Below are 21,482 nucleotides of genomic sequence, written 5' to 3'. Positions count from 1 at the left end.
GCGGGCGGGGTCGCATGCTGAACATTCTGGTCCTTTGTACGGGCAATTCGGCCCGCTCGATCCTGGCCGAGGCGCTGCTCAATGCGCGCGGCGACGGTCGCATCAGCGCCTTCTCGGCGGGATCCTGTCCGACCGGCGCTCCCAATCCGCTGGCGCTGGAGACCCTGGCAACCCACGACCTGCCGACCGAGGGCTATCGCTCGAAGAGCTGGGACGAGTTCGCGGCTCCCGATGCGCCGGAACTGGACGCCGTGATCACCGTTTGCGACAGCGCTGCTGCCGAGGTTTGCCCGGTCTGGCCCGGCGCGCCGGTCCGCGCCCATTGGGGTCTGCCCGATCCGGCCGGCATTGACGATATCGACGCCGCGCGCAAAGCCTTTGTCGACACCTTCCGCGCGCTGGATGCCCGCATCCTCGCCCTGCTCGATGCCCTGCAGGGTAGCGACCGGATTGCGCTACAAGACGCGTTCGACCAGATCAGACATCGGGAATTCTAGCATTATGGCCACGACAGCAGAGCAACCCGCCCCGGGCGGCATCGGCTTTTTCGAGAAATGGCTGTCGGTCTGGGTGGCCATGGGCATGGCCGGCGGAATCGCGCTGGGCGTGATCGTGCCGGACCTGTTCACCTGGCTGGCCGGGTTTGAATACGCCTCGGTCAATCTCGCCATCGCGGTGCTGATCTGGGCCATGGTCTGGCCGATGATGATCCAGATCGACTTTGCCTCGCTGACCCGTGTTGGCGAACGTCCCAAGGGCCTGATCATCACCCTGGTGGTCAACTGGTTGGTCAAGCCTTTCTCGATGGCGCTGCTGGGCGTGCTCTTCTTCGAGCGTGTCTTCGCGCCCTGGCTGCAGCCCGAAGACGCCCAGCAATACCTCGCCGGCGTGATTATCCTGGGCGCCGCACCGTGTACGGCGATGGTTTTCGTCTGGTCGCAACTGACCAGGGGCGACGCCAATTACACCCTGGTGCAGGTCGCCGCGAATGACCTCATCATGGTCGTCGCCTTTGCCCCGATTGTCGCGCTCCTGCTCGGCGTAACCGACATCACCGTGCCGTGGGACACACTCCTGCTCTCGGTGGGCTTGTATGTCGTCATCCCGCTGATCGCCGGCTGGCTGACCCGCACGGCGCTGTCTCGCGGCAAGTCAGCCGAAGCGGCGGGCAAGGCCGTCGGTGATTTCACCGCGCTCATCAAACCGGCCTCGATCATCGGGCTGATCGGCACGGTCATCATCCTGTTCGGCTTTCAGGGCGAGGTCATCCTGACCCAGCCGATCACCATCGCCATTATCGCGACGCCGCTCCTGATCCAGACCTATGGCATTTTCGCCATCGCCTATGGCGCGGCCTGGCTGTGGAGGACCCCGTTCAACATCGCCGCCCCCTGCGCCCTGATCGGCACCTCGAATTTCTTCGAACTGGCCGTCGCCGTCGCCATCAGCCTGTTCGGCCTGAACTCCGGCGCAGCGCTGGCAACCGTGGTCGGCGTGCTGGTGGAAGTCCCGGTGATGCTGTCCCTGGTGGCGTTCGCCAACCGGACCCAGGGATGGTTTGCGGGGCGCTGAGGGGGCCGCACACAGCTCCTTTACATAGCGAATATTTGTTTGCAGGACGCATGGACTCGCCTTCAAATATCGCATGGTCTGAAAAGATGGCACAAATGAGCAAGTTAGTTTTCAATAATCCAAGAAAAAAGCTTTCTCGCGCGGCTCGGCACATACAAACTGCTGAGCAGCTTGCCAAACAATTCGCGGACAAAGCCAAACCGGAGTTAGTTCCGATCTGTGTCTATCCGGTTGAGGGTGAAACAAACAAAGTTCTCTATGAACTTCGGTTTTCTTCTCCGCCACCGGAGGATTTCCCACTTGTGGTCGGAGATACGCTTCATAATTTGCGCTCGGCGCTGGATATACTGATATGTGATATAGCAGAATTACGCGGAAAAAGAAGAGTATTTAGCTTCCCCTTTGCAGCAAATGAAGAACAACTCAACGATTTAATGGATAAAAAAGGAGTATCTAAACTTGGAAACGATGTCGTTGAAAAAATTAAATACCTGGCTCCATACAAAGGTGGAAACAGGGGACTTCGCGCGCTGCATGATTTAAACATTATCGACAAGCACAGAAACCCAATATCGATATTTATGTTCACGCGCGCACGTATTGCTATGCCTCCGCAATTCAATGATTTTGTCGCTTCCCACACCGGCCTAAATTTAAACAACTCGGTGATGCCACTTCGAGAAGGGAGCCGTGCAGTTGCGCGCGAAGGTACCAATCCATGGAGCTTATTCGGATCAATCGATGGACCTCCTGCACCTTTCTTCCCGGAAGCGGTGCCGTTCGAAGGAGAGCCGGTTATCGGGACGTTGAACGGCCTATTACGCATGACGGAAGAGATCGTACAAATTTTCGAGAACGGAATTGAACCAAACTGATTACTCTAGAAATGTACCAGCCCCGTACTGCTCACATGCTCCTGACTGAGTACCGACCACCAACACGTGACGGGCTGCCTTCGCTTCTCGAAAAGCCAAAATTAAACAACTTGCAGCTTTGAATCCCGCTCCTCTTCCAGAATGGGGCGGCCTTCGCGACCGCCCCGACAATCCTGCCTAGTTCACCACTTCCAGCGTCGGTTTTTTCACACCGACGGCAACTCCATTCACCGTCAGCACGCCGGCTTCGGTGGAGACCTGGATGGTGTCGCCATCCTTGATGCCGCCTTCCAGCAGGAGGCGGGCCAGTGGGTCCTGGAGCTCCTTCTGGATGACGCGCTTCAGGGGACGCGCACCATAGGCCGGGTCATAGCCCTTGGCCGCAAGCCAGGCGCGGGCGCCGGCATCGATCTCGATCGTCATGCGGCGGTCTTCCAGCAGGCGCTGGAGATAGCCCAGCTGGATGTCGACAATGGCGCCCATATGCTCTTCCGCCAGCTTGCGGAACAGGATGACCTCGTCGATCCGGTTGAGGAATTCCGGCCGGAAATGGCCGCGCACCACCGTCATGACCGAGTCCCGTGCCTCCTCGACATCGTCGACCAGTTGCAGGTGTTCGGACCCCAGATTGGAGGTCATGATGATAATCGTGTTGCGGAAATCGACGGTACGGCCCTGACCATCGGTCAGCCGGCCATCATCAAGGACCTGCAGCAGCACGTTGAAGACGTCCGGGTGCGCCTTCTCGATCTCGTCGAGCAGGACGACCTGGTAGGGTCGGCGGCGCACGGCTTCGGTCAGGGCACCGCCCTCCTCATAGCCGACATAGCCCGGAGGCGCGCCGATCATGCGGGCGACCGAGTGCTTCTCCATGTATTCCGACATGTCGAGCCGCGAGACAGCCGTCTCGTCATCAAACAGGAATTCGGCCAGCGCCTTGGTCAGCTCGGTCTTGCCGACGCCGGTCGGGCCGAGGAAGAGAAACGAGCCGATCGGACGGGCCGGGTCCTTGAGACCGGCACGGGCCCGGCGCACAGCATCGGACACGGCTTCCAGCGCCGGGTCCTGACCGATCACCCGGCCGCGCAGCGCGTCTTCCATGCGCAAAAGCTTGTCGCGTTCTCCTTCGAGCATCTTGTCGACGGGCACACCGGTCCAGCGCGAGACGATCTGGGCGATCTGCTCGTCATCAACGACTTCCTGCATTGTGGAGCCGGCATCACCGTCACTCTCGGCAGCTGCGAGCTTGCGCTCCAGGTCCGGCAATTGGCCGTATTTGATCTCGGAAGCCCGACCCAGATCACCGCGCCGTTCGGCATCGGCCAGATCGGAACGCGCCCGGTCGAGCGCTTCCTTGATCGTGGTCGCAGAGGCCAGCTTGTCCTTCTCGGCACGCCAGGCAGCAGTCAGCTCGGCCGAACGCGATTCCAGCTCCGCGACCTCTTTCGAGATCGTGGCCAGGCGTTCTTTCGAAGCGTCGTCGCTTTCCTTCTTGAGGGCTTCCGCCTCGATCTTCAGCTGGATGGCGCGGCGATCAATCTCGTCGAGCTCTTCCGGCTTCGAGTCGATCTGCATGCGCAGGCGGGCCGAGGCCTCGTCCATGAGGTCGATCGCCTTGTCGGGCAGGAAGCGGTCAGTGATGTAGCGATTTGAGAGATTGGCAGCCGAGACAATGGCACTGTCGGCAATGCGCACACCGTGATGGACCTCATACTTCTCCTTCAGGCCACGCAGGATGGAGACCGTGTCGGCCACGGTCGGTTCCTCGATCATCACGGGCTGGAAGCGCCGCGCCAGGGCGGCGTCCTTCTCCACATGCTTGCGATACTCGTCCAGCGTGGTGGCGCCGACGCAGTGCAGCTCACCGCGGGCCAGCGCCGGCTTGAGGAGGTTGGAGGCATCCATGGCGCCATCGGTCTTGCCGGCGCCGACCAGGGTGTGCATCTCGTCAATGAAAAGGATGATCTGACCGTTTGCGTTCTCGACTTCGGACAGGACTGCCTTGAGGCGCTCCTCGAACTCACCGCGATATTTCGCACCGGCGATCAGGGAACCCATGTCCAATGCCAGAAGACGCTTTTCCTTCAGGCTTTCGGGAACATCGCCATTGACGATCCGCAGGGCCAGGCCCTCGGCGATGGCCGTCTTGCCAACGCCGGGCTCACCGATGAGGACGGGGTTGTTCTTGGTACGGCGGGACAGGACCTGGATCGCGCGGCGGATTTCCTCGTCGCGGCCGATGACCGGGTCGAGCTTGCCCTCGCGGGCGACTTCGGTGAGGTCGCGAGCGTATTTCTTGAGCGCTTCATAGCCCTCCTCGGCCGACTGGCTGTCGGCGGTCTTGCCCTGGCGCAGATCATTGATCGCGGTGTTGAGGGCCTGCGGCGTAACCCCGGCGGCTTTGAGGATGTCATGCGCCTTGGATCCTGCCGTCAGCGAGATGGATTGCAGGATGCGTTCAGCGGTGACGTATTGGTCGCCGGCCTTCTTGGAGGCGTCTTCGGCAGCGCCGAAGAGCTTCGCGGTCTCGGGCGCGAGATAGAGCTTGGCCTCACCGCCCTCGACCTTGGGCAGGGCGGCCAGGGCCTGGTCGACCCCGTCCTGGACCTGTCGGACGCGGCCGCCGGCGGCCTTGATGAGATTGCCGGCAAGGCCCGCATCGTCATCCATGAGGGCCTTGAGCACGTGGATGGGTGCGAATTGCTGGTGGCTTGATTTCAGCGCCAGGCCTTGAGCGGCCTGTATGATGGACCGCGCGCGGTCTGTATAAGTCTCGAATTCCATGTCGATCCCCCGGATAAGGCGAGATAGGTTGCGTTTCGCCGCCTTGATCAAGCACGGCCAAAACGCGTTTCAGACCGCATGTAGGTGTTGCATATCGACAACACAAGGGGGTGAGGCGCGACATTCTGACCACGGTTTCATCCGTCAGCACCGGAGCGACTCACACCCATGCCGCAGCTTACAGCCATCACGCGATTTCCGATCAAGGGACTGGGTCCGGATTCTCTCGACCGCATAGCGCTGGAGGCCAACAAGACGCTTCACATGGACCGCGCCCACGCGATCGAGAACGGTCCCTCGCCCTTCGAGGATGCTGCGCCCGGCCATGTGAAGAAAAAGCATTTCCTGATGCTGGCCGGTCAGGCCGCGCTGGCGAGGCTGAAATGTCGCTACCGCGAAAAGGACGGGACCTATTCGGTCGCCCTGGACGGGACCAGGCCGATCACGATCCTGCTCGACAATCCCGCCACACACGACCCGCTCTTCGACGCCTTGCGGGCGCTGCTGGGCGAAACCATACGCGGACCATTGCGGCTTGTGCATGCGCCGGATCAGGCCATGACGGATATCCCGCAGCCTCAGATCTCGCTGATCAATGCGGCCTCCGTGCGGGACCTGTCGGACAAAACCGGGCACACACTCGACCCGCTCCGCTTCCGCGGCAACTTGCTGATCGACGGTCTCGCGCCGTGGGAAGAATTCGATCTGATCGGTCACGAAATCCGGATTGGCGGCGTGACCTGTCGGGTCGAGTCCCGCATCCGTCGGTGCGTTGCCACCAGCGTCGATCCGGAGCGCGGGGAGCTGGATATAGATGTGCCCGCAGCGCTGTTCGAACACTACGGGCACATGGATTGCGGTATCTATCTGTCCGTCCTGGAAGACGGCGAAATCGCGCTGGGCGACCCGATCAGCCTGGCTTAAGCCGCCTGGGTTTCGGGTCCGTCACCACCGGTCTTGTCGCTCTCGCCAGCATCGGCAGACGCAGAGGCCGTTTTCAGAGCGGCTTCCGCGGCCCGTGCGGCTTCCATCTCGGCCTTGGTGCGGCGCGGACGGCGGGTCCGGCGGCGTGGCTCTTCGCCCTCGCCATCCTTGTTGCCATCATTGCGGTCGGCGGCCTCGGCCGGCGTGCTCTCGGCTTGCGGCGTCACGACGCCGAGCGGATCCTCGACCTTGTCGCCTTCATTGTCCTGGTCACGTTCCTGGTCCCGATTTCCCGACGGGCGGCCACGGCCACTGCGGCTCCGGCGCTCACGACCTTCGCCCTGGTCGCGGCTGTCGCGGCCATCGCGACTGTCACGATTATCGCGACTGTCTCGATTGTCGCGGCGACCGCGGGACTGGCGCTCCTGGCCCTGATCCTCATCCGACTCGTCATCGGTGTTGTTATCGCCATGCTCGTCCTGATTGGGGTCACGCTTGGGCTGGTTGAGCTGAAGAATGCGCAGATAGTGCTCTGCGTGCTGGTACAGGTTTTCCGCCCGGACACGGTCACCGGCGGAGGACGCGTCCCGGGCCAGTTGCATGTATTTATCGTAGATCTGGGAGGCGTTGCCGTTGATCTTCACTTCGCCGGCGCAATTGCTTTGAAAGCTCCGGTTCGACGGATTGCCGGGCTTACGTCCTCGACCACGTTGACGCTTCATGTCGCGTATTCCTGTTCAACAGCGATGCAAATCAAATCGGGCTTTGCGGTGCATTCGCAGGTGCAAGCCTGTGCGCTGATACTTGGGGATCCAATGATTTGACCGGATAATGGCAGGTGGGTCATCCGGCCGCGCGAGACCCCCGTACTGGCGCGATCCACCTGCCTTGATCGGGACCCTAGACCGCAAGGCCGGTCATTCCAAGCCCTTTTAGCGGTCACCCGGGCGCACGCCGCCCGATCACGACTCGGTCCTGACCGGAGAGGTCCTGTTTCACGCCAATCCCGACCAGACCAGCCGCCGCGGCCAGGGCGCTGACCGACTCGCCCTGATCAAAGCCGATCTCGAGGGCGAACAGACCATCGGGCACCAACAAGCGCGGCAGATCAGCAATGATGACACGATAGGCGTCGAGCCCGTCCGCACCACCATCAAGCGCCAGCGACGGCTCGTGATCGCGGACTTCCGGCTCCAGACCCGCCAGAACATCGGAGACGATATAGGGCGGGTTGGAGACCAGGATATCCGCTGCGCCAGCGCGAAGGCTCTCGCCCCAGCGACTGCGCAGGAAACGGGCGCGGTTCGCAAGGCGGCACGTGCCGGCATTGCCCCGGGCAACGGCCAGGGCCGCGTCTGACAGGTCGACCCCGATTCCGGTCCAGCGCGGCCGTTCCGAAAGCAGCGCCAGGAGAATCGCCCCCGAGCCGGTGCCCAGATCGACCAAACGCGACTCGCTGTCCCCGGCCTCGGCCAGCACCGCTTCCACCAGGGCCTCGGTATCGGCGCGCGGTGTCAGCACATCAGCCGTGACGGCAAGGTCCAGCGTCCAGAAGGGCTGGCTGCCCAGGACTTGCGAGAGCGGGACACGCTGCAACCGGCGCCAGGCCAGCGCGGCGAGCATTTCCGCCTGCTGCCAGGAGAACAGCGCCGGATCAGCGAGGGCCTGGGCCAGGCTGGCCGGTGCCAGGACATGATTGAGCAGGAAGCGGGCCTCGTCAGCGCCTTCCGCGATCCCCGCCTGCTCCAGCCGGCCGGTCAGATCCTTGCGGATATCCGCAAGGGACAGGCCCCGCCAGGCCTCCATCAGCGGCTTGTGGGCCGCCGCATCGAATCCCGACCGGGCGGCCTCGACCAGCGTGTCGAAGGGCCCGCTCACCCGCCAGCCTTACGAATCGTCTTCGAGGGCGGCGAGGCGCGCGGCCTGGTCCTCGGAGATCAGTGCCGTGACCACTTCATCCAGCCCGTCCCCGGCAATAATGTCGTCGAGCTTGTACAAGGTCAGATTGATCCGGTGATCAGAGACACGGCCCTGCGGGTAGTTATAGGTCCGGATCCGCTCGGAGCGATCGCCGGAACCGATCTGACCCTTGCGTTCGGCGGCGCGCTCCGCATTGGCGGCCTCGCGCTGCATGTCATAGAGCTTTGCCTTGAGCAATTCCTGCGCCCGCGCGCGGTTCTGGTGCTGGGATTTTTCCTGGCACACCACCACAAGCCCGGTCGGGATGTGGGTCATGCGCACCGCCGAGTCGGTCTTGTTGACGTGCTGGCCGCCGGCGCCGGACGCGCGCATCGTGTCGACGCGGACCTGGCCCATATCCAGCTCGATATCGATATCTTCCGGCTGCGGCATGATGGCCACCGTGGCCGCCGAGGTGTGGATCCGCCCCTGGCTTTCGGTCGCCGGGACCCGCTGGACCCTGTGCACGCCGCTTTCGAACTTCAATCGCCCGAACACGCCATTGCCCGATATTGCAGCGACGACCTCCTTGAAGCCGCCATGCTCGCCATCGGAGGCGGAAACCAGCTCCCAGGTCCAGCCCTGAAGCTGGGCGTAACGCTGATACATGCCGTAGAGATTGCCGGCAAAGATCGCCGCCTCGTCGCCTCCCGTGCCGGCACGGATTTCGATCATCGCATTGGCGCTGTCATCCTTGTCCTTGGGCAGGAGAAGGAGGCTCATCGCGTGTTCGAGCTCGGGCAGGCTTTCCTTGAGCGCGTAGTATTCCTCACGCGCCATTTCGGCCATTTCGGGATCCCCTCCCTCCATCATCTCGGAGAGGTCCTCCAGTTCGGCGCGAGCCGCCTTCAGCGCGTTGGCCTTCTCGGCCACGGGCTTGAGTTCGGCATGCTCCTTGGAGAGCTTGACGATTTCATCGGGATCGCCGGCGGCGCCCAGGCGGGCTTCCACCTGGTCGAACCGGTCGATCACTTGGGCGAGTCTGGCTTCGGGTGCGTGCATGGCGTTCGGTTAGCACCAAGCGCAGGCGATGAAAATCCTGCGCCGCTGCAGTCGACGGGTCAGGCCATCACAGCCAGCACGTTCCGCACAGCCATGATGACCAGCACGATCGAGCCGAGACAGAAGACCAGGAAACGCATCGGGATGAAATTCCACAGGCACTGGATCAGCGAATGGATCACCCGGATCAGCACATAGGCCCAGGCCAGCATGATGTTGAACTCGTCCGAAACGCCGCCGAGCTGCGAATACAGCACCAGAGCGTAGAAGATGACCGGTTGTTCGTGCAGGTGATTATAGTTGTCGGCGATGCGGCGCACTTCGATGGGCAGCTTGTCCATCACCGACTTGTCTTTCGCCGTAGCCGGATCGATCCCGGCCTTGCGCATCGCCGGAATGCGGGTGGCATACATCCACACCCACATGATCAGCGTCCAGCACACCAGCGCCAGTATTGGCGTCATCATTGATTGGAACATATCTCGGCCCTTCCCTGCAGTTTCCCGGACGGTAGGCCGGTTCGGGGGGGAATGGCGAGATGAAATCAACATGATGGTGGAAATGCCCCGGCCTGCGGGACGTCCTGCATCCGAATGACGCTCGCCCCGCATCAACTGGACTGACGTCCAGATTCACGGGACACACAACCATGGCTGACACACAGACCTCCACTCCGGCGCCCGAGCGCTCACGCTTTCAGCGCAATCATGAGCGCATTTATGGCGCGGCCATCAGCCTGTTCGCGGCCCGCGGACCAGACGCAGTGACCATGGAGGATATCGCCGACGCGGCGGGGATGTCTCGCTCCAGCGTGTTCAATCATTTCCCGTCCAAGACCCTGATCCTCGCGACCTTCTTCACGCGGATGACGGATGAGGTCATCGCCGAAGCCCGGGCAGAGCCGGCGCGCGACTTTCGATCGGCCCTCATCGATCTGGGCCGGATCGCCGGTACCCACGCCATGCAACAAGGCCCGATCGTCGCAGCAATCGCCGGCCTGACCGCACCGAGCCAGCCGCTCGCCCCGACCGAGCAAGCGACCGATGCCGCGATGTTGACCTATATGCTGGCGCTTATTGAGTCCGGACAGGCGCGCGGCGAAGTGCGCGATGACCATCCCGCGAGCGCCCTGGCCAACCTGCTGCTCGCCGTCCTTACGGCAAGCGCCCACGAATGGGTCGCGAACGGACAGGCGACAGACCTCTCCACCCTTCTGGAAAGCCGGTTCTCGCTGATACTCGATGGCTTGATGCAAAAAAACTGACGCGGTCTGCATCCATTCCCGAACCCGGCTGCATCTCCTGATCATGGAATTTGGACTCGAGTCCAATTTGATGAAACGGAGACTGCATGACTCGCATTTCGACTGGCCTTGCCGCCCTGAGCCTGGCGCTCACCGGCGCGACCGCACTGGCGCAACCCGCTCAGCATGACGCGGCTGAATGGACCGCGGATCTCGACGCGCTCGTCGAAGTGCTGGAGGCCAACCACCCCAATCTTTTCCACACCACATCGCAGGCGGTCTGGGAGGCCCAGCTGGATGCTTATCGCGACAGCATCCCCGTGATGTCGGACGCCGAGCGCACGGTCGGCATGGCACGCCTGCTCGGGATGATCGGCGATGGTCATACCTGGATGCCCATGCATGCCCTGCCCTTTGACGGCCTGCCGCCCGGCCCCGGCTTCCGCTCCCTGCCGGTCCGCTTTGAACTCTTCGATGACGGTCTTTTCATCATCGGCGCGACAAACCCGGAACTGGTCGGCCTTCGGGTCGAAGCCTTTGGTGATGTTCCGGTCGCCGAAGCGCTGGCCCGGACCCTGGAAATCCTGCCGCAGGACGCCGTGAACTTCTCACGCGAACTGGCACCGGAATGGATGATGCAGGCGGAATTGCTGACCGCGCTGGGCCTTGCTGCAGATGCCGAGCGCATCGCGCTCACCCTGACGGATGGCGAGGCCAGCCGTGTTGAAACCCTTCAGCCCCTTGGGTCGGACGCCCGCTATGATTGGGTTTTCTCGATGGATGGCGGCCCGCAGGGCAGCGCGGTCTGGCATACAGCTGCCGCCGGCACGCCGGTCTGGCAAGCGCCGATGACAATGCCGGTGCGCCTCGTCACGTCACTCGAAAATGCGGCTTATCTGCAGCTCTTCTCGATCGCAAACGGACCGGAGACCTATGCCGATCTGGCGCGCCAGGCCGTCGCGGTGGCCGAGTCCCTGGATGATCCCGTCCTCATTATCGACCTGCGTCGCTGCCTGGGCGGAGACGGGTCGCTGAACCCGGCCTTTGTTGACGAATTGGTGGCCAGCGAGGCCCTGGCCCAGCCCGGACGCATTCGTGTCCTGACCAGTCGCCAGACCCACTCCGCCGCCATCATGCTTCTGTCCCGCCTGAAGAACCGGACCGGTGCCATCCGCTTCGGCCAGGCCGCCGCCGACCGACCCAATCACTATGGTGAAACCAATATCTGGGTGACGCCGAATACCGGCCTGCCATTGATCCACGCCAGTGAATACTACGCCACCTCGACGCCCGGTGACACGCGACTCCATCACGCGCCGGACATCGTCATTCCTTACCACTTCGACGATTACGCCGCCGGCACGGACCCCGTCCTCGCGGCCGCCCTGTCCTACAATCCGGAGACCTGATCCATGACCAAGACCCTCGCCCTCGCGACAACCGCCCTCGCCCTCCTGACCACGGCCTGCCAGGCCAATGACGAGTTCGTTCATTCTGCCGAGAACGACCATGTCGGGCGCATTCTGTACTACGAGCGAACCAACCAGGATGGCAGCCTGGATGAACGCATCACCGTCTACCGGGCCAGTCCGACCTCGCTCGAAGTCTACAAGGAGGCCGCCCTGTGCGGAAATGCGGCGCTGGTTACCGCAGAGCTGGACCTCGACACCTTCTCGACAACGACGTTCGTCGGCGGCCGCCTGCTGCCGGACGCGGAGGTGATGCCGTTCGCCTTCCTCGACCAGAACGAGACCGGCGACCGCATGGACATGGTCGTGCGCCTGCCCGACACGGAAATCCGCAATGAGTTCGAGATTGCCTCATCGCACTGGCATTTGTTCGATTTCGATCTCGCCAGCCTGACTGCGGTCACGCCCTATCTCTCCAACCCGGACGAGGCCTTCGGCTTCGGCATGGCCCTCCTCTGGGCCGACCCGTCCGCCGAGGACCCCCTGGTCTGGATGGGCGATGTCACCGCCAGCCCGACCGGGCTGGACAATGGCGAGTACAGCTATGCGCTGAGCGGCTCAGCGCTCAATGGTGACCGCTCAACCGGTTCGGATGGAACACTGCGGATCAATGCGGATGACGGTTATATCACCTATGCCGCGTTTCCGGTGCCCAACCATCCCGGCTACACCGATTTCGAACTGAATCTCCTGCGGGTCAGTGATGGCGGTGCAGAAGAATGGGATGCGCTGCTGCGCGCTCACTGGGCCGATTGCGGCGACTGACGCGCCGCCACGATGCCGGACACTGCCGACACCCTGCCCGATCGGGCGGGGTGTCTTGCTGTCAGCCGCAATTTCGCCGCCATGCCTGCCAATTCCCGCCCCTCAACGGGACTAGCCTCTTGCGAGATCAGTCGAGACCGCGTTTTATGGGACAAAATTCGAGCATCCCGGATTCAACGATGGAATTTCACCGCACCAAGCGTCTACCGCCCTATGTTTTCGAAGAAGTCAATCGTCTGAAGGCCCAGTTGCGGGCCGATGGCGCTGACATCATCGATTTCGGCATGGGCAATCCGGACCTGCCAACGCCGCCCCATATCCTGGAAAAGCTTCGTGAGACCACGGAGAAGCCGCGCACCAATGGTTATTCGGCTTCGCGCGGCATTCCCGGCCTGCGCAAGGCCCAGGCGCGTTACTACAAACGGCGCTTCGACGTCGACCTGGATCCCGACAGCGAGGTCATCGTCACGCTGGGCTCCAAGGAAGGCTTTGCCAATCTCGCCCAGGCGATCACCGCGCCCGGCGATGTCATCCTGGCGCCCTCACCCTCCTACCCGATCCATACATTCGGATTTCTCATTGCCGGTGGCACGATACGGCATGTTCACGCGCCGTCACCGGAAGACTATCTGCGCGGACTCGAGCACGCAGCGAGGCATTCGGTCCCGAGTCCGATCGCCGTCGTGGTTTGTTTTCCCTCCAACCCCACGGCACAGACCGCCTCGCTGGAATTTTACAAGGAGGTCGTGAAGTTCGCGACACGGCACGACCTCCTCATCCTCTCCGACCTCGCCTATTCCGAGATCTATTTCGGCGATGAGCCAACCCCGTCCATGCTGCAGGTCGACGGCGCCAAGGAGCGCACGATCGAGTTCACCTCGATGTCCAAGACCTATTCCATGGCCGGGTTCCGGGTTGGATTCGCCGCCGGGTCACAGCGCCTGGTGGGTGCGCTGGCCCGGGTCAAATCCTATCTCGACTACGGCGCCTATACGCCGGTCCAGGTGGCCGCCTGCGCCGCGCTGGATGGGCCGCAGGACTGCGTTGACGAGGCGCGGGCCATCTACAAGCACCGTCGCGATGTTCTGGTGGAAAGTTTCGGCCGGGCCGGCTGGTCGATCCCGTCACCGGAAGCGTCCATGTTTGCCTGGGCCCCGCTGCCACAGGGGTGCGAGGCGATGGGCTCGCTGGAGTTTTCAAAGCAATTGATGGAAGAGGCCGGCGTCGCCGTCGCGCCGGGCATCGGCTTTGGCGAGCATGGCGAGGGCTATGTCCGTCTGGCGCTGGTCGAGAATGAACAACGCATCCGCCAGGCCGCCCGAGGCGTGGCCGAATTCCTGAAGACACGACAACCGGCAATCCGGGCGGTCTGACCGCCCGGACTGCCTGTCGACGCAGGACCGGTTGAGGGAGGGTGCCGATCCTGCGGTATCTATGGGTCCGAGACCTTCACGGCATCAGAAATAATGGTGCACCGCTCCGGTCGAGTGACCCCAGCTGCCACCAGCCTTGGCCCGGCCGCGACGGCGACGCATACGGTTCTGCATGACCTTGCGGACATCCTCGAGTGGCGGCATTTCGGTCGCCTCCGGTGACTTCAGGTCTTCCCGGTGCGCCACAAACTCGGAATAGGCTTCAATTTCCGGCGCCAGGCCGGCTGCCACCAGCTCAATCATGATGGCGTCATCGATATAGCCGATTCCCGGCGTCGAATCGGGGATGAGGTCTTCCGGGTCCGCGAAATAGGCCAGCGCGTTCAGGACGCGTTCGCGATCCTCACCCTCAAGCTTCCAGTCTGCATCATCGAGCATGCCGACGAGCGGACCGAGCTGGGTCAGGCGGGTCTTGACGAATTCCGGCGGATTGGCTGCCAGGGCCTTCTTCATCATGTCCGCCACGCCTGCCGTAATGCGGCCCTCGTCCAGATCAGCACGATCTTCGCGTGCCGAGTCGAGACGGTCCCGGAAGAAGGCGAGATCGGATTCAGACAGTTCGAACTCAACCTTGAGAGTCGGGGTAGGCGGGTTGGTCATGATGGTATGGCACCTTCCTGTGGCCGTTGATTGATGGACACTGTGTCTCACACCGGCTTTTGCGCCAATAGCGGGAACGCAATTCTACCAGTCCCGGGGGACGCCGACCCTGCCCCATCCGCACGCGCCGGCTGCATCCAGCGACGCGTTACCCCGCCTTAACCACGGCACCAGTCTTCGCTGCCTCGCCCACCGGGGAGGTGCTAGGGTGAGGCCATGAATGTCGCTTTCAATACCGCCATCGCCGGCATGATGTCCGCCCAGTCCCAAGCCGGGTCTGCGGCGCGCGAGATGGTCAATAATGCGGCCAAGGGCGAAGACATCATCCAGGCGGCCGTTGCCCTGAAAAAGGCGGAGGCCTCTCATGCCGCCGCCGCGGTAACCGCGCGTATCGCCAGCGACATGACCGAAACACTGCTGGACATCACGGTCTAGCCAGACTTCCGGTCGGTGGGTGGCCGGTGGGCGTCATCCCCCCTGTGGCAGGCTCGCGATGGCCTGACGTCCAAGCCGGGGGGATGACGGACCGGTCCACCGGATCAAACCAGCCCCGCCTCTCGCAATTTGGATCGAACATGCCTAAATCGACGGCATGACTCATTCCGTATCCGTCGACATCGTCTCCGACCTCGTCTGCCCCTGGTGCTGGCTGGGCAAACGCTATTGGGATGAAGCGCGCAAACTGACCTCCGATATCAAGGTCGACACGACCTGGCGGCCCTTCCAGCTGGACCCGACGCTGGCCCGCGAAGGACTCCCCTACAAGGACTACATGCGCGAGAAATTCTCCGGTGCCGACGCCTCCGGCCGCTGGAAGGCGATGCGCGACCATCTCGAACAGGCCGGCCCGACCGTCGGGATTGATTTCCGCTTTGACGATATCGCCATGCGCCCGAACACACTCAATGCCCACCGGCTGATGCGATGGGCGGGCGGCCAGAACAGGACGGACACCATGGCCGAGGCCCTGTTTTCGGCCTTCTTCAAGGCCGGTCGCGATATCGGCGATACCGACACACTGATCGAACTGGCGGCCGATGCCGGGCTCGAACGCGATGTCACCGCCGACCTGCTGGCCTCTGATCGCGACGAGAAGGCGGTCTGGGAAGAAGAACTCTTCTACCGCAAGCTCGGCGTGTCGGGCGTGCCAACCTATATTTTCAACGGTCGTTTCGCCGTGTCCGGCGCCCAGGAACCGGCCGTGCTGGCCGATGCCATCCGCCAGGCCGTCAAGGAACCGGCCGAAACCGAATAAGCCCGCCGCAAGCGGGCAGGTCCAAGAGGGAGATACCATGACCGCACTCGACGCATTCGCGCTTTACACCGGGCTCAACGGCTTGTTGATCATCGCGCTCGCCTTCAATGTGATCCGCCACCGCCAGCGCGCCAAAGTCGGCATCGGGATCGGCAATGACGAGAAGTTGGAACTGGCCTGCCGGGTCCATGGCAATGCGGTGGAATACATTCCCGTCGCCCTGGTGATTATCGGCGGCCTCGCCCTGACCAATGCGCCGGTCCTGCTGATCCACGGACTGGGTATCGGCCTGACCGTGGGTCGCCTCCTGCATGCCTGGGGGCTGTCGCAGAGCTCCGGTTCGTCGATGGGCCGTTTCATCGGAACATTGTTGAGCTGGCTGGTCACGATTATCGGCTCGCTCTTCCTGATCTGGACCGCCATCAGTTGAGCCATTGCCCGGCAGGGCCTCACAGGGCTATAGCCGACACATGACACAGACCTTCCAAGCTCCCGACCCCGCCCGCCTTCAGGACATCGCTGCCGATCTGGTGGCCCGGGCCCTGAAGGCCGGTGCTGACAGCGCCGAAGCCTCCGTCGCCGAGTCGCGCGAAACCGAACTCTCGGTGCGGGACGGCAAACTGGAGGACATCGGCCGCTCGGAGTCACTCGATGCAGGCCTGCGGGTCTTTGTTGGCAAGCGGCAAGCCGGCGTCGCCTTCTCCGATCTGTCGGAGAAGGGACGCGACTTCACCATCGGACGCGCCGTGACCATGGCCAAGGCCGCCCCGGAAGATCCCTATTCCGCCCTCGCCGATCCGGACCGCCTGTGCAAGGACCCGCCCGCGATCGAACAATTCGAGGCCGGCGAGTGGTCTCCTGAGGAGTTGGAAGAAACCGCCCTCGCCATCGAGACCGCCGCGCGCGCGGTCGAGGGCGTGACGATGACCGATGCGGCCTTTGCCTCTTCCGGTCAGGGGGCGGCAGCCTATGCCACCTCCACCGGCTTCAATGCCGGCTGGAAAAAGAGTGTATTTGGTTATGGCGCCAGCGTCATTGCCGGCAAGGACGGCGCCATGGAGCGCGATTACGCCGCCACCTCGGCCCGCCGCCGCGCCGATCTGCGTGACCGGATCGAGATCGGGCGGGAAGCCGGCGAACGGGCAGCCCGCCGGGTTGGCCCCAGCAAATTGCCTTCCGGGGTCATGCCCGTGGTCTTCGACCGTCGGGTCGCGACGACATTCCTTGGTTCGCTGGCCGGCGCCGTGTCCGGGCCGGCCGTTGCCCGAGGGGTTTCCTTCCTGCGCGACAAGCTGGGCGAGCGCATCTTCGCGCCCGGCATCACCGTCATCGACGATCCGCACCGCGCCTGGGGCCACGCCTCGGCGCCGTTCGACGGCGAAGGCACGCACAACAAGCGCAGCGCCATCATCGAGGATGGACGCCTGACCACCTGGTTTCTCAATTCAGCCGCCGCGCGCCAGCTCGACATGACCCCGACCGGTCATGCCCGACGCTCCATGGGCGGCTCACCCGGTGCCGGACCGACCAATTTTCATATGGAAGCGGGCGAAACCAGCCGCGATGACCTGGTCGGCGGTATCAAGGACGGCGTCCTGATCATGGAAATGTTCGGCCCCTCGCTGAACTCCAATACGGGTGACTGGTCGGTCGGCGTGTCAGGATATCGCATCGCGAATGGCGTGATTGATCACCCGGTCAGCGAAATCACCGTCGCCGGCAATCTCATTGACATCTATGCCCGTCTAATTCCGGGCAGTGATCTGGAATTTCGGGGTTCTGTTAACACCCCCAGCGTATTCGTGGACGCGATGTCCATCGGTGGCCTTTAGGCCGCCCGGTCAGGACAGCGCATTTCAAGGAGCCCGGCATGAGTGAAACCAAGATCAACAACCAGCTGCTGCATCTCGTCATTGGTGGCGAGCTGGCCTGCGTTGACCCGACCAATTGTGAGTTCAAGGACCTCGACGAAGTCGATTTCGTCGGCGCGTTCGGCAGCTATGCCGAAGCCCGTGCCGCCTGGAAAGGCGCCGCCCAGCGCACGGTCGACAATGCCCACATGCGCTATTTCATCATCCACGCCCACAAGCTTCTCGATCCTTCGACCGAGAAGAAGAACGGCTAGGCTCTGACACAGCGCGTGAGCGATCCTGACGATACCGCCGGCGCGAAACCGGCCTCGACCGCCACGCTCGGCAAGCGCCTGTGGCGTGACTGGCTGTTGCGTCGCCCCGGTCTCGTCATTCTGGCGCTGATCCTGTCGGCAATCACGGCGGCGGCGGCAGCCTCCTATGCCGGTGTGATCGCCTGGACGTTCGACAAGCTCAACTCCGGTGCGGCTGACTTCTTCCCGCTCGCCCCGCTGGCCGTGATCGGTCTGGCGACGATCCGCGGGGGCAGCCTCTATCTTCAGACCGTGCAGACCAATCGGCTGGCCCTGAATGTCATGCAGGACCTGCAGAACGCCATGTTCGCCAAGCTGGTCCGCGCCGATTTCGCGCGCTTGCAGTCCGAAGGCACCGGCTCTCTGGTGTCGCGTTTCACCAATGACATCACCCTGCTGCGCGAAACGATTGTCCGGCTCACCAATAATCTGATGCGCGATGTGCTGACGGTGATCATCACCATCGGCATCATGCTGAGCCTGGACTGGATGCTGACCCTGCTCATCCTGGTCGTCTATCCGATCGCCGCCTGGCCGGTCATCCGGATCGGTCAGCGCCTGCGCAAGACGTCCTCCCAGGCGCAGAGCCAGATGGGCGAGGTCACCAGTCAGCTCGAGGAAAGCTTCTCCGGCGCCCGCATGATCAAGACCTATGGTCTGGAAGGCTATGAAAGCGAGCGCGCTCGCAAATCCTTCTTCGAGCGGCTGCGCTTCCTGCTGAAAATCACCGAGAACAAGGCCCGCGTCGATCCAATCCTCGAGGTTGTCGGCGGCCTGGCCTTTGCCGGGCTGGTCGCCTTCGCCGGCTGGCGCATGCTCGAGGGCGAGACCTCTTTGGGCAACATCATCGGTGTGTTGACCGGGATCGGCGTCATTTCGCCGGCCATCCGCGCCCTGGGCACGCTCAACGCTGTTGTCCAGGAAGGCTTTGCCGTTCTCGATCGCATTTTCACCATTCTCGATACCGACGAGACCGTCACGGCCGCCCTCGACGCGCCGGCCCTGACCGTGGATCGCGGGGCAGTGGAACTGGACGCGGTCAGCTTCGCTTATCCCGATGGCTCCGTGGCGCTGAGTGACATCACAATGAAGGCGAAGCCGGGGGCCAAGATCGCCCTGGTCGGCCCGTCCGGTTCCGGCAAGTCGACCATCCTCAATCTCCTGCCCCGCCTCTATGACGCCCGCTCCGGCACGATCCGGATCGATGGCAGCGAGACACGTTCGGTCTCCCTGTCATCCCTGCGCCAGGCCATGGCTCTGGTCAGCCAGGATGTGACCCTGTTCGACGATACCGTACGCGCCAATATCGGCTTCGGGGATCTGGAGGCCGACGAGGCCGCGATCATCGCAGCCGCCAAGGCCGCCGACGCCCATGATTTCATCATGGCGCTGCCGGACGGGTATGACAGCCCGGTCGGTCCGCGTGGCAGCAATCTCTCCGGTGGCCAGCGCCAGCGCCTGTCGATCGCGCGGGCGATTCTCAAGGACGCGCCCATCCTGCTGCTCGACGAAGCGACCAGTGCCCTCGACACCGAGTCCGAGCAGCGCGTGCAGACCGCCCTGGAACGCTTGTCCCAAGGCCGGACCAGCCTGGTCATCGCCCATCGACTCTCGACCGTGCGCGATGCTGACTGGATCTATGTCATGGATCAGGGACGCATCGTCGAACAGGGCAAGCACGACGCGCTCGTCGCCCAGGATGGCCTCTATGCCCGCCTGTGCCGGATGCAGTTCGGCGACTAGGCCTCGCGGGCCTGCACGACTTCGCTGCGGCGACCGCTTTCCGGCAGGGTAACGGTGAATTTGGAGCCGGCTCCCGGCGCACTCTCGACCCCGATATCGCCGCCCATCAACTCGGCCAGTTTCTTGGCAATGGCGAGACCGAGCCCGGTTCCGCCATTCTTGCGTTGCATGACGGCCTCACCCTGCGAGAACGGCATGAAGACGCGGTCCATCAATTCGCCATCCATGCCAATGCCGGTATCACCGACTTCGAAGCGAACATCATGCGTCCGGTCCGGTGTCTGGGTCATCAGGCAGCGGACCCGGACCTCGCCACGATCGGTGAACTTGACCGCATTCGACAAGAGATTGGACAGGATCTGGCGTACCCGAGCCGGATCACCAACCACATCGCGCTCGGCCACCGGATCGATTTCCAGATGCAGGTTCAGCCCCTTCTCCAGCGCCTTCATGCGATAGGGGCCGGCGACCGTGCGAACGAGCTCGGCCGGGTTGTAACTGTCCTGTTCGACCTCGAACCGGCCGGACTCGATATTGGCCAGGTCGAGAATGTCATTGAGGATGGCGAGCAGCGCCTGGCCGGACCCTTCGATCAGATTGACCATTTCGCGCTGGGAGGGTTCCAGCTCGGTATTGGCCAGCAAGGCCGACATGCCCAGGACACCATTCATCGGCGTCCGTATCTCGTGCGACATGGTCGCCAGGAAGCGCGACTTGGCGCGGCTGGCCTCGGTCGCCTGCTGGCGCGCTTCGACCAGGTCATGAATATCGGTCATGGCACCGACCATGCGCACGGGATCGCCGTCCGGCGTGCGGACCGCTTCGCCACGCATGCGGAACCAGCGGTGCAGCCCGCCTACCACGCGCAGGCGTATGGTGAGATCGAAGGGACGCCCGGCGCGGAAATGAGCCTTCATCCCGGAGTCAAATCGCGTCCGGTCATCGGCGTGGATGAGGGTGGTGAAGCTGTCCGTCCCCGAGGTGACGTCGCGCGACTGGTAGCCGAGCAATTCGCGTCCCCGGGCGGAGATGTAGATCTGGTTGGTCTCGAGGCAGAAATCGAGGATGCCATCCGATGTTCCCTGCATGGCCAGCTCGGCCCGGTCCCCGGATTCGGCGGCCAGGATTTCGCCGGTCAGGCGGCGGCGATAATGGTGGAAGACCGCGAGCAGCTCGTCGGCAATCTCGATCGGGCGCTTGAACATGGCCACGACAATGCCGACCGACTGGGCCCCATTATAGAGCGGCATGGCCACATAGGCGCGCATGCCCATCTCCTCGAGCATGAAGTCGTGCGGAAACCGACCGGAAACATTGTCCTCGAAGATATCGGCACCGGCGTCCATCACCTCGGCGCACGGTGTGCCCTTGAGCTCGTAACAGTAATTCCCGACCAGCGCGCTGCCGCAGGCAACCTTGAGCGTCCGCATGCGCGAATGCGTGGCGTCGATCCTGGCGATGAAGAGGCGATCGGCGGCGAAGATTTCGGATGTCTGCTTGACGAAACCCTCGAGAAAGGCCGGGCCACACTCTCGCGACAACAGGAAATTGAGGCGGTTCAACCGCTCCTGGGAATAGTCCGTGCGAATGGCCAGATCAGGCATGAGCCCCTCTCCCTGTACGGCTCCCGACCAGGGAAGCTGAACGTGGTTAACGGGCGTTAATGTGACTCAATCCTGTGGAAAGAGTCGTCA

General features: G+C 63.0%; 21 protein-coding genes. 14 read left to right on the top strand and 7 right to left on the bottom strand.

Features of this window, described 5'->3' with window-relative positions; all coding sequences use genetic code 11:
- The first annotated feature begins 14 nt into the window (after positions 1-14).
- The 3 genes from JXQ94_RS02625 to JXQ94_RS02615 all read left to right on the top strand — a co-directional run bounded on the left by JXQ94_RS02625 (position 15) and on the right by JXQ94_RS02615 (position 2,447).
- Positions 15-497, top strand: a complete 483-nt coding sequence (locus JXQ94_RS02625; RefSeq protein WP_421922267.1) for an arsenate reductase ArsC — start codon at positions 15-17, stop codon at positions 495-497.
- A 4-nt stretch (positions 498-501) separates the two neighbouring features.
- Entirely contained in the window at positions 502-1,572 is a 1,071-nt protein-coding gene (arsB, locus tag JXQ94_RS02620) for an ACR3 family arsenite efflux transporter (RefSeq protein WP_421922266.1), read from the top strand.
- 95 nt (positions 1,573-1,667) lie between these two features.
- Entirely contained in the window at positions 1,668-2,447 is a 780-nt protein-coding gene (locus JXQ94_RS02615) for a hypothetical protein (protein ID WP_421922265.1), read from the top strand.
- 177 nt (positions 2,448-2,624) lie between these two features.
- Here JXQ94_RS02615 and clpB read toward each other — a convergent pair whose 3' ends face one another.
- The gene (clpB, locus tag JXQ94_RS02610) at positions 2,625-5,231 is read right to left on the bottom strand and encodes an ATP-dependent chaperone ClpB (RefSeq protein ID WP_421922264.1); all 2,607 of its coding nucleotides are present in this window, start codon (positions 5,229-5,231) and stop codon (positions 2,625-2,627) included.
- Between the two features lie 168 nt (positions 5,232-5,399).
- On the opposite strand from clpB, the gene JXQ94_RS02605 reads away from it, so the two are divergent.
- Positions 5,400-6,155 carry an MOSC domain-containing protein gene (locus tag JXQ94_RS02605; protein WP_421922263.1) on the top strand — a complete coding sequence of 252 codons (756 nt, stop codon included), beginning with the start codon at positions 5,400-5,402 and terminating at the stop codon, positions 6,153-6,155.
- On the opposite strand, the gene JXQ94_RS02600 is transcribed toward JXQ94_RS02605, so the two are convergent.
- The 4 genes from JXQ94_RS02600 to JXQ94_RS02585 all read right to left on the bottom strand — a co-directional run bounded on the left by JXQ94_RS02600 (position 6,152) and on the right by JXQ94_RS02585 (position 9,595).
- Complete coding sequence (locus tag JXQ94_RS02600; protein WP_421922262.1) at positions 6,152-6,877, bottom strand: DUF4167 domain-containing protein; 726 nt, start codon at positions 6,875-6,877, stop codon at positions 6,152-6,154. The genes JXQ94_RS02605 and JXQ94_RS02600 overlap by 4 nt on opposite strands.
- 217 nt (positions 6,878-7,094) lie before the next feature.
- Positions 7,095-8,033: a peptide chain release factor N(5)-glutamine methyltransferase gene (gene prmC / locus JXQ94_RS02595; RefSeq protein ID WP_421922261.1), complete on the bottom strand. Its 939-nt coding sequence runs from the start codon at positions 8,031-8,033 to the stop codon at positions 7,095-7,097.
- A 9-nt stretch (positions 8,034-8,042) separates the two neighbouring features.
- Positions 8,043-9,116 (bottom strand): peptide chain release factor 1, encoded by a 1,074-nt coding sequence (gene prfA, locus JXQ94_RS02590; protein ID WP_421922260.1) that lies wholly within the window; start codon positions 9,114-9,116, stop codon positions 8,043-8,045.
- Positions 9,117-9,175: 59 nt separating this feature from the next.
- A complete protein-coding gene (locus tag JXQ94_RS02585; protein ID WP_295696345.1) occupies positions 9,176-9,595 on the bottom strand; it encodes an MAPEG family protein in 420 nt (139 codons plus the stop codon).
- A gap of 170 nt (positions 9,596-9,765) precedes the next feature.
- On the opposite strand from JXQ94_RS02585, the gene JXQ94_RS02580 reads away from it, so the two are divergent.
- From JXQ94_RS02580 to JXQ94_RS02565, 4 genes are all read left to right on the top strand, one after another.
- Positions 9,766-10,380 carry a TetR/AcrR family transcriptional regulator gene (locus JXQ94_RS02580; RefSeq protein ID WP_421922258.1) on the top strand — a complete coding sequence of 205 codons (615 nt, stop codon included), beginning with the start codon at positions 9,766-9,768 and terminating at the stop codon, positions 10,378-10,380.
- 86 nt (positions 10,381-10,466) lie between these two features.
- Entirely contained in the window at positions 10,467-11,768 is a 1,302-nt protein-coding gene (locus JXQ94_RS02575) for a hypothetical protein (protein WP_421922257.1), read from the top strand.
- A 3-nt stretch (positions 11,769-11,771) separates the two neighbouring features.
- Positions 11,772-12,593, top strand: coding sequence for a hypothetical protein (locus tag JXQ94_RS02570; RefSeq protein ID WP_421922256.1), 822 nt, complete (start codon positions 11,772-11,774; stop codon positions 12,591-12,593).
- Between the two features lie 179 nt (positions 12,594-12,772).
- Entirely contained in the window at positions 12,773-13,966 is a 1,194-nt protein-coding gene (locus tag JXQ94_RS02565) for an LL-diaminopimelate aminotransferase (protein ID WP_421922255.1), read from the top strand.
- Positions 13,967-14,050: 84 nt separating this feature from the next.
- Here the strand turns inward: JXQ94_RS02565 and JXQ94_RS02560 are convergent, their stop codons facing one another.
- Positions 14,051-14,626, bottom strand: a complete 576-nt coding sequence (locus tag JXQ94_RS02560; RefSeq protein WP_421922254.1) for a YkvA family protein — start codon at positions 14,624-14,626, stop codon at positions 14,051-14,053.
- A gap of 216 nt (positions 14,627-14,842) precedes the next feature.
- Between JXQ94_RS02560 and JXQ94_RS02555 the strand changes: the two genes are divergently transcribed.
- The 6 genes from JXQ94_RS02555 to JXQ94_RS02530 all read left to right on the top strand — a co-directional run bounded on the left by JXQ94_RS02555 (position 14,843) and on the right by JXQ94_RS02530 (position 19,788).
- Complete coding sequence (locus tag JXQ94_RS02555) at positions 14,843-15,061, top strand: hypothetical protein (RefSeq protein ID WP_421922253.1); 219 nt, start codon at positions 14,843-14,845, stop codon at positions 15,059-15,061.
- Between the two features lie 157 nt (positions 15,062-15,218).
- A complete protein-coding gene (locus JXQ94_RS02550) occupies positions 15,219-15,881 on the top strand; it encodes a DsbA family oxidoreductase (protein WP_421922252.1) in 663 nt (220 codons plus the stop codon).
- A gap of 37 nt (positions 15,882-15,918) precedes the next feature.
- On the top strand, positions 15,919-16,311 hold the full coding sequence (locus JXQ94_RS02545; RefSeq protein ID WP_421922251.1) for an MAPEG family protein: 393 nt from the start codon (positions 15,919-15,921) through the stop codon (positions 16,309-16,311).
- Between the two features lie 40 nt (positions 16,312-16,351).
- Positions 16,352-17,713, top strand: a complete 1,362-nt coding sequence (locus JXQ94_RS02540; RefSeq protein WP_421922250.1) for a TldD/PmbA family protein — start codon at positions 16,352-16,354, stop codon at positions 17,711-17,713.
- A 38-nt stretch (positions 17,714-17,751) separates the two neighbouring features.
- Entirely contained in the window at positions 17,752-18,006 is a 255-nt protein-coding gene (locus tag JXQ94_RS02535) for a DUF4170 domain-containing protein (RefSeq protein ID WP_295696325.1), read from the top strand.
- A gap of 15 nt (positions 18,007-18,021) precedes the next feature.
- Entirely contained in the window at positions 18,022-19,788 is a 1,767-nt protein-coding gene (locus tag JXQ94_RS02530; protein WP_421922249.1) for an ABC transporter ATP-binding protein, read from the top strand.
- Here the strand turns inward: JXQ94_RS02530 and JXQ94_RS02525 are convergent.
- On the bottom strand, positions 19,785-21,392 hold the full coding sequence (locus JXQ94_RS02525) for an ATP-binding protein (RefSeq protein ID WP_421922248.1): 1,608 nt from the start codon (positions 21,390-21,392) through the stop codon (positions 19,785-19,787). The two genes, JXQ94_RS02530 and JXQ94_RS02525, sit on opposite strands and share 4 nt — an antisense overlap.
- Between the last annotated feature and the right edge of the window lie 90 nt (positions 21,393-21,482).

The organism is Maricaulis maris, from assembly GCF_049116555.1.
In the GTDB taxonomy this organism is placed as follows: domain Bacteria; phylum Pseudomonadota; class Alphaproteobacteria; order Caulobacterales; family Maricaulaceae; genus Maricaulis; species Maricaulis maris_C.
This window is presented reverse-complemented; position numbering and strand designations above follow the sequence as displayed.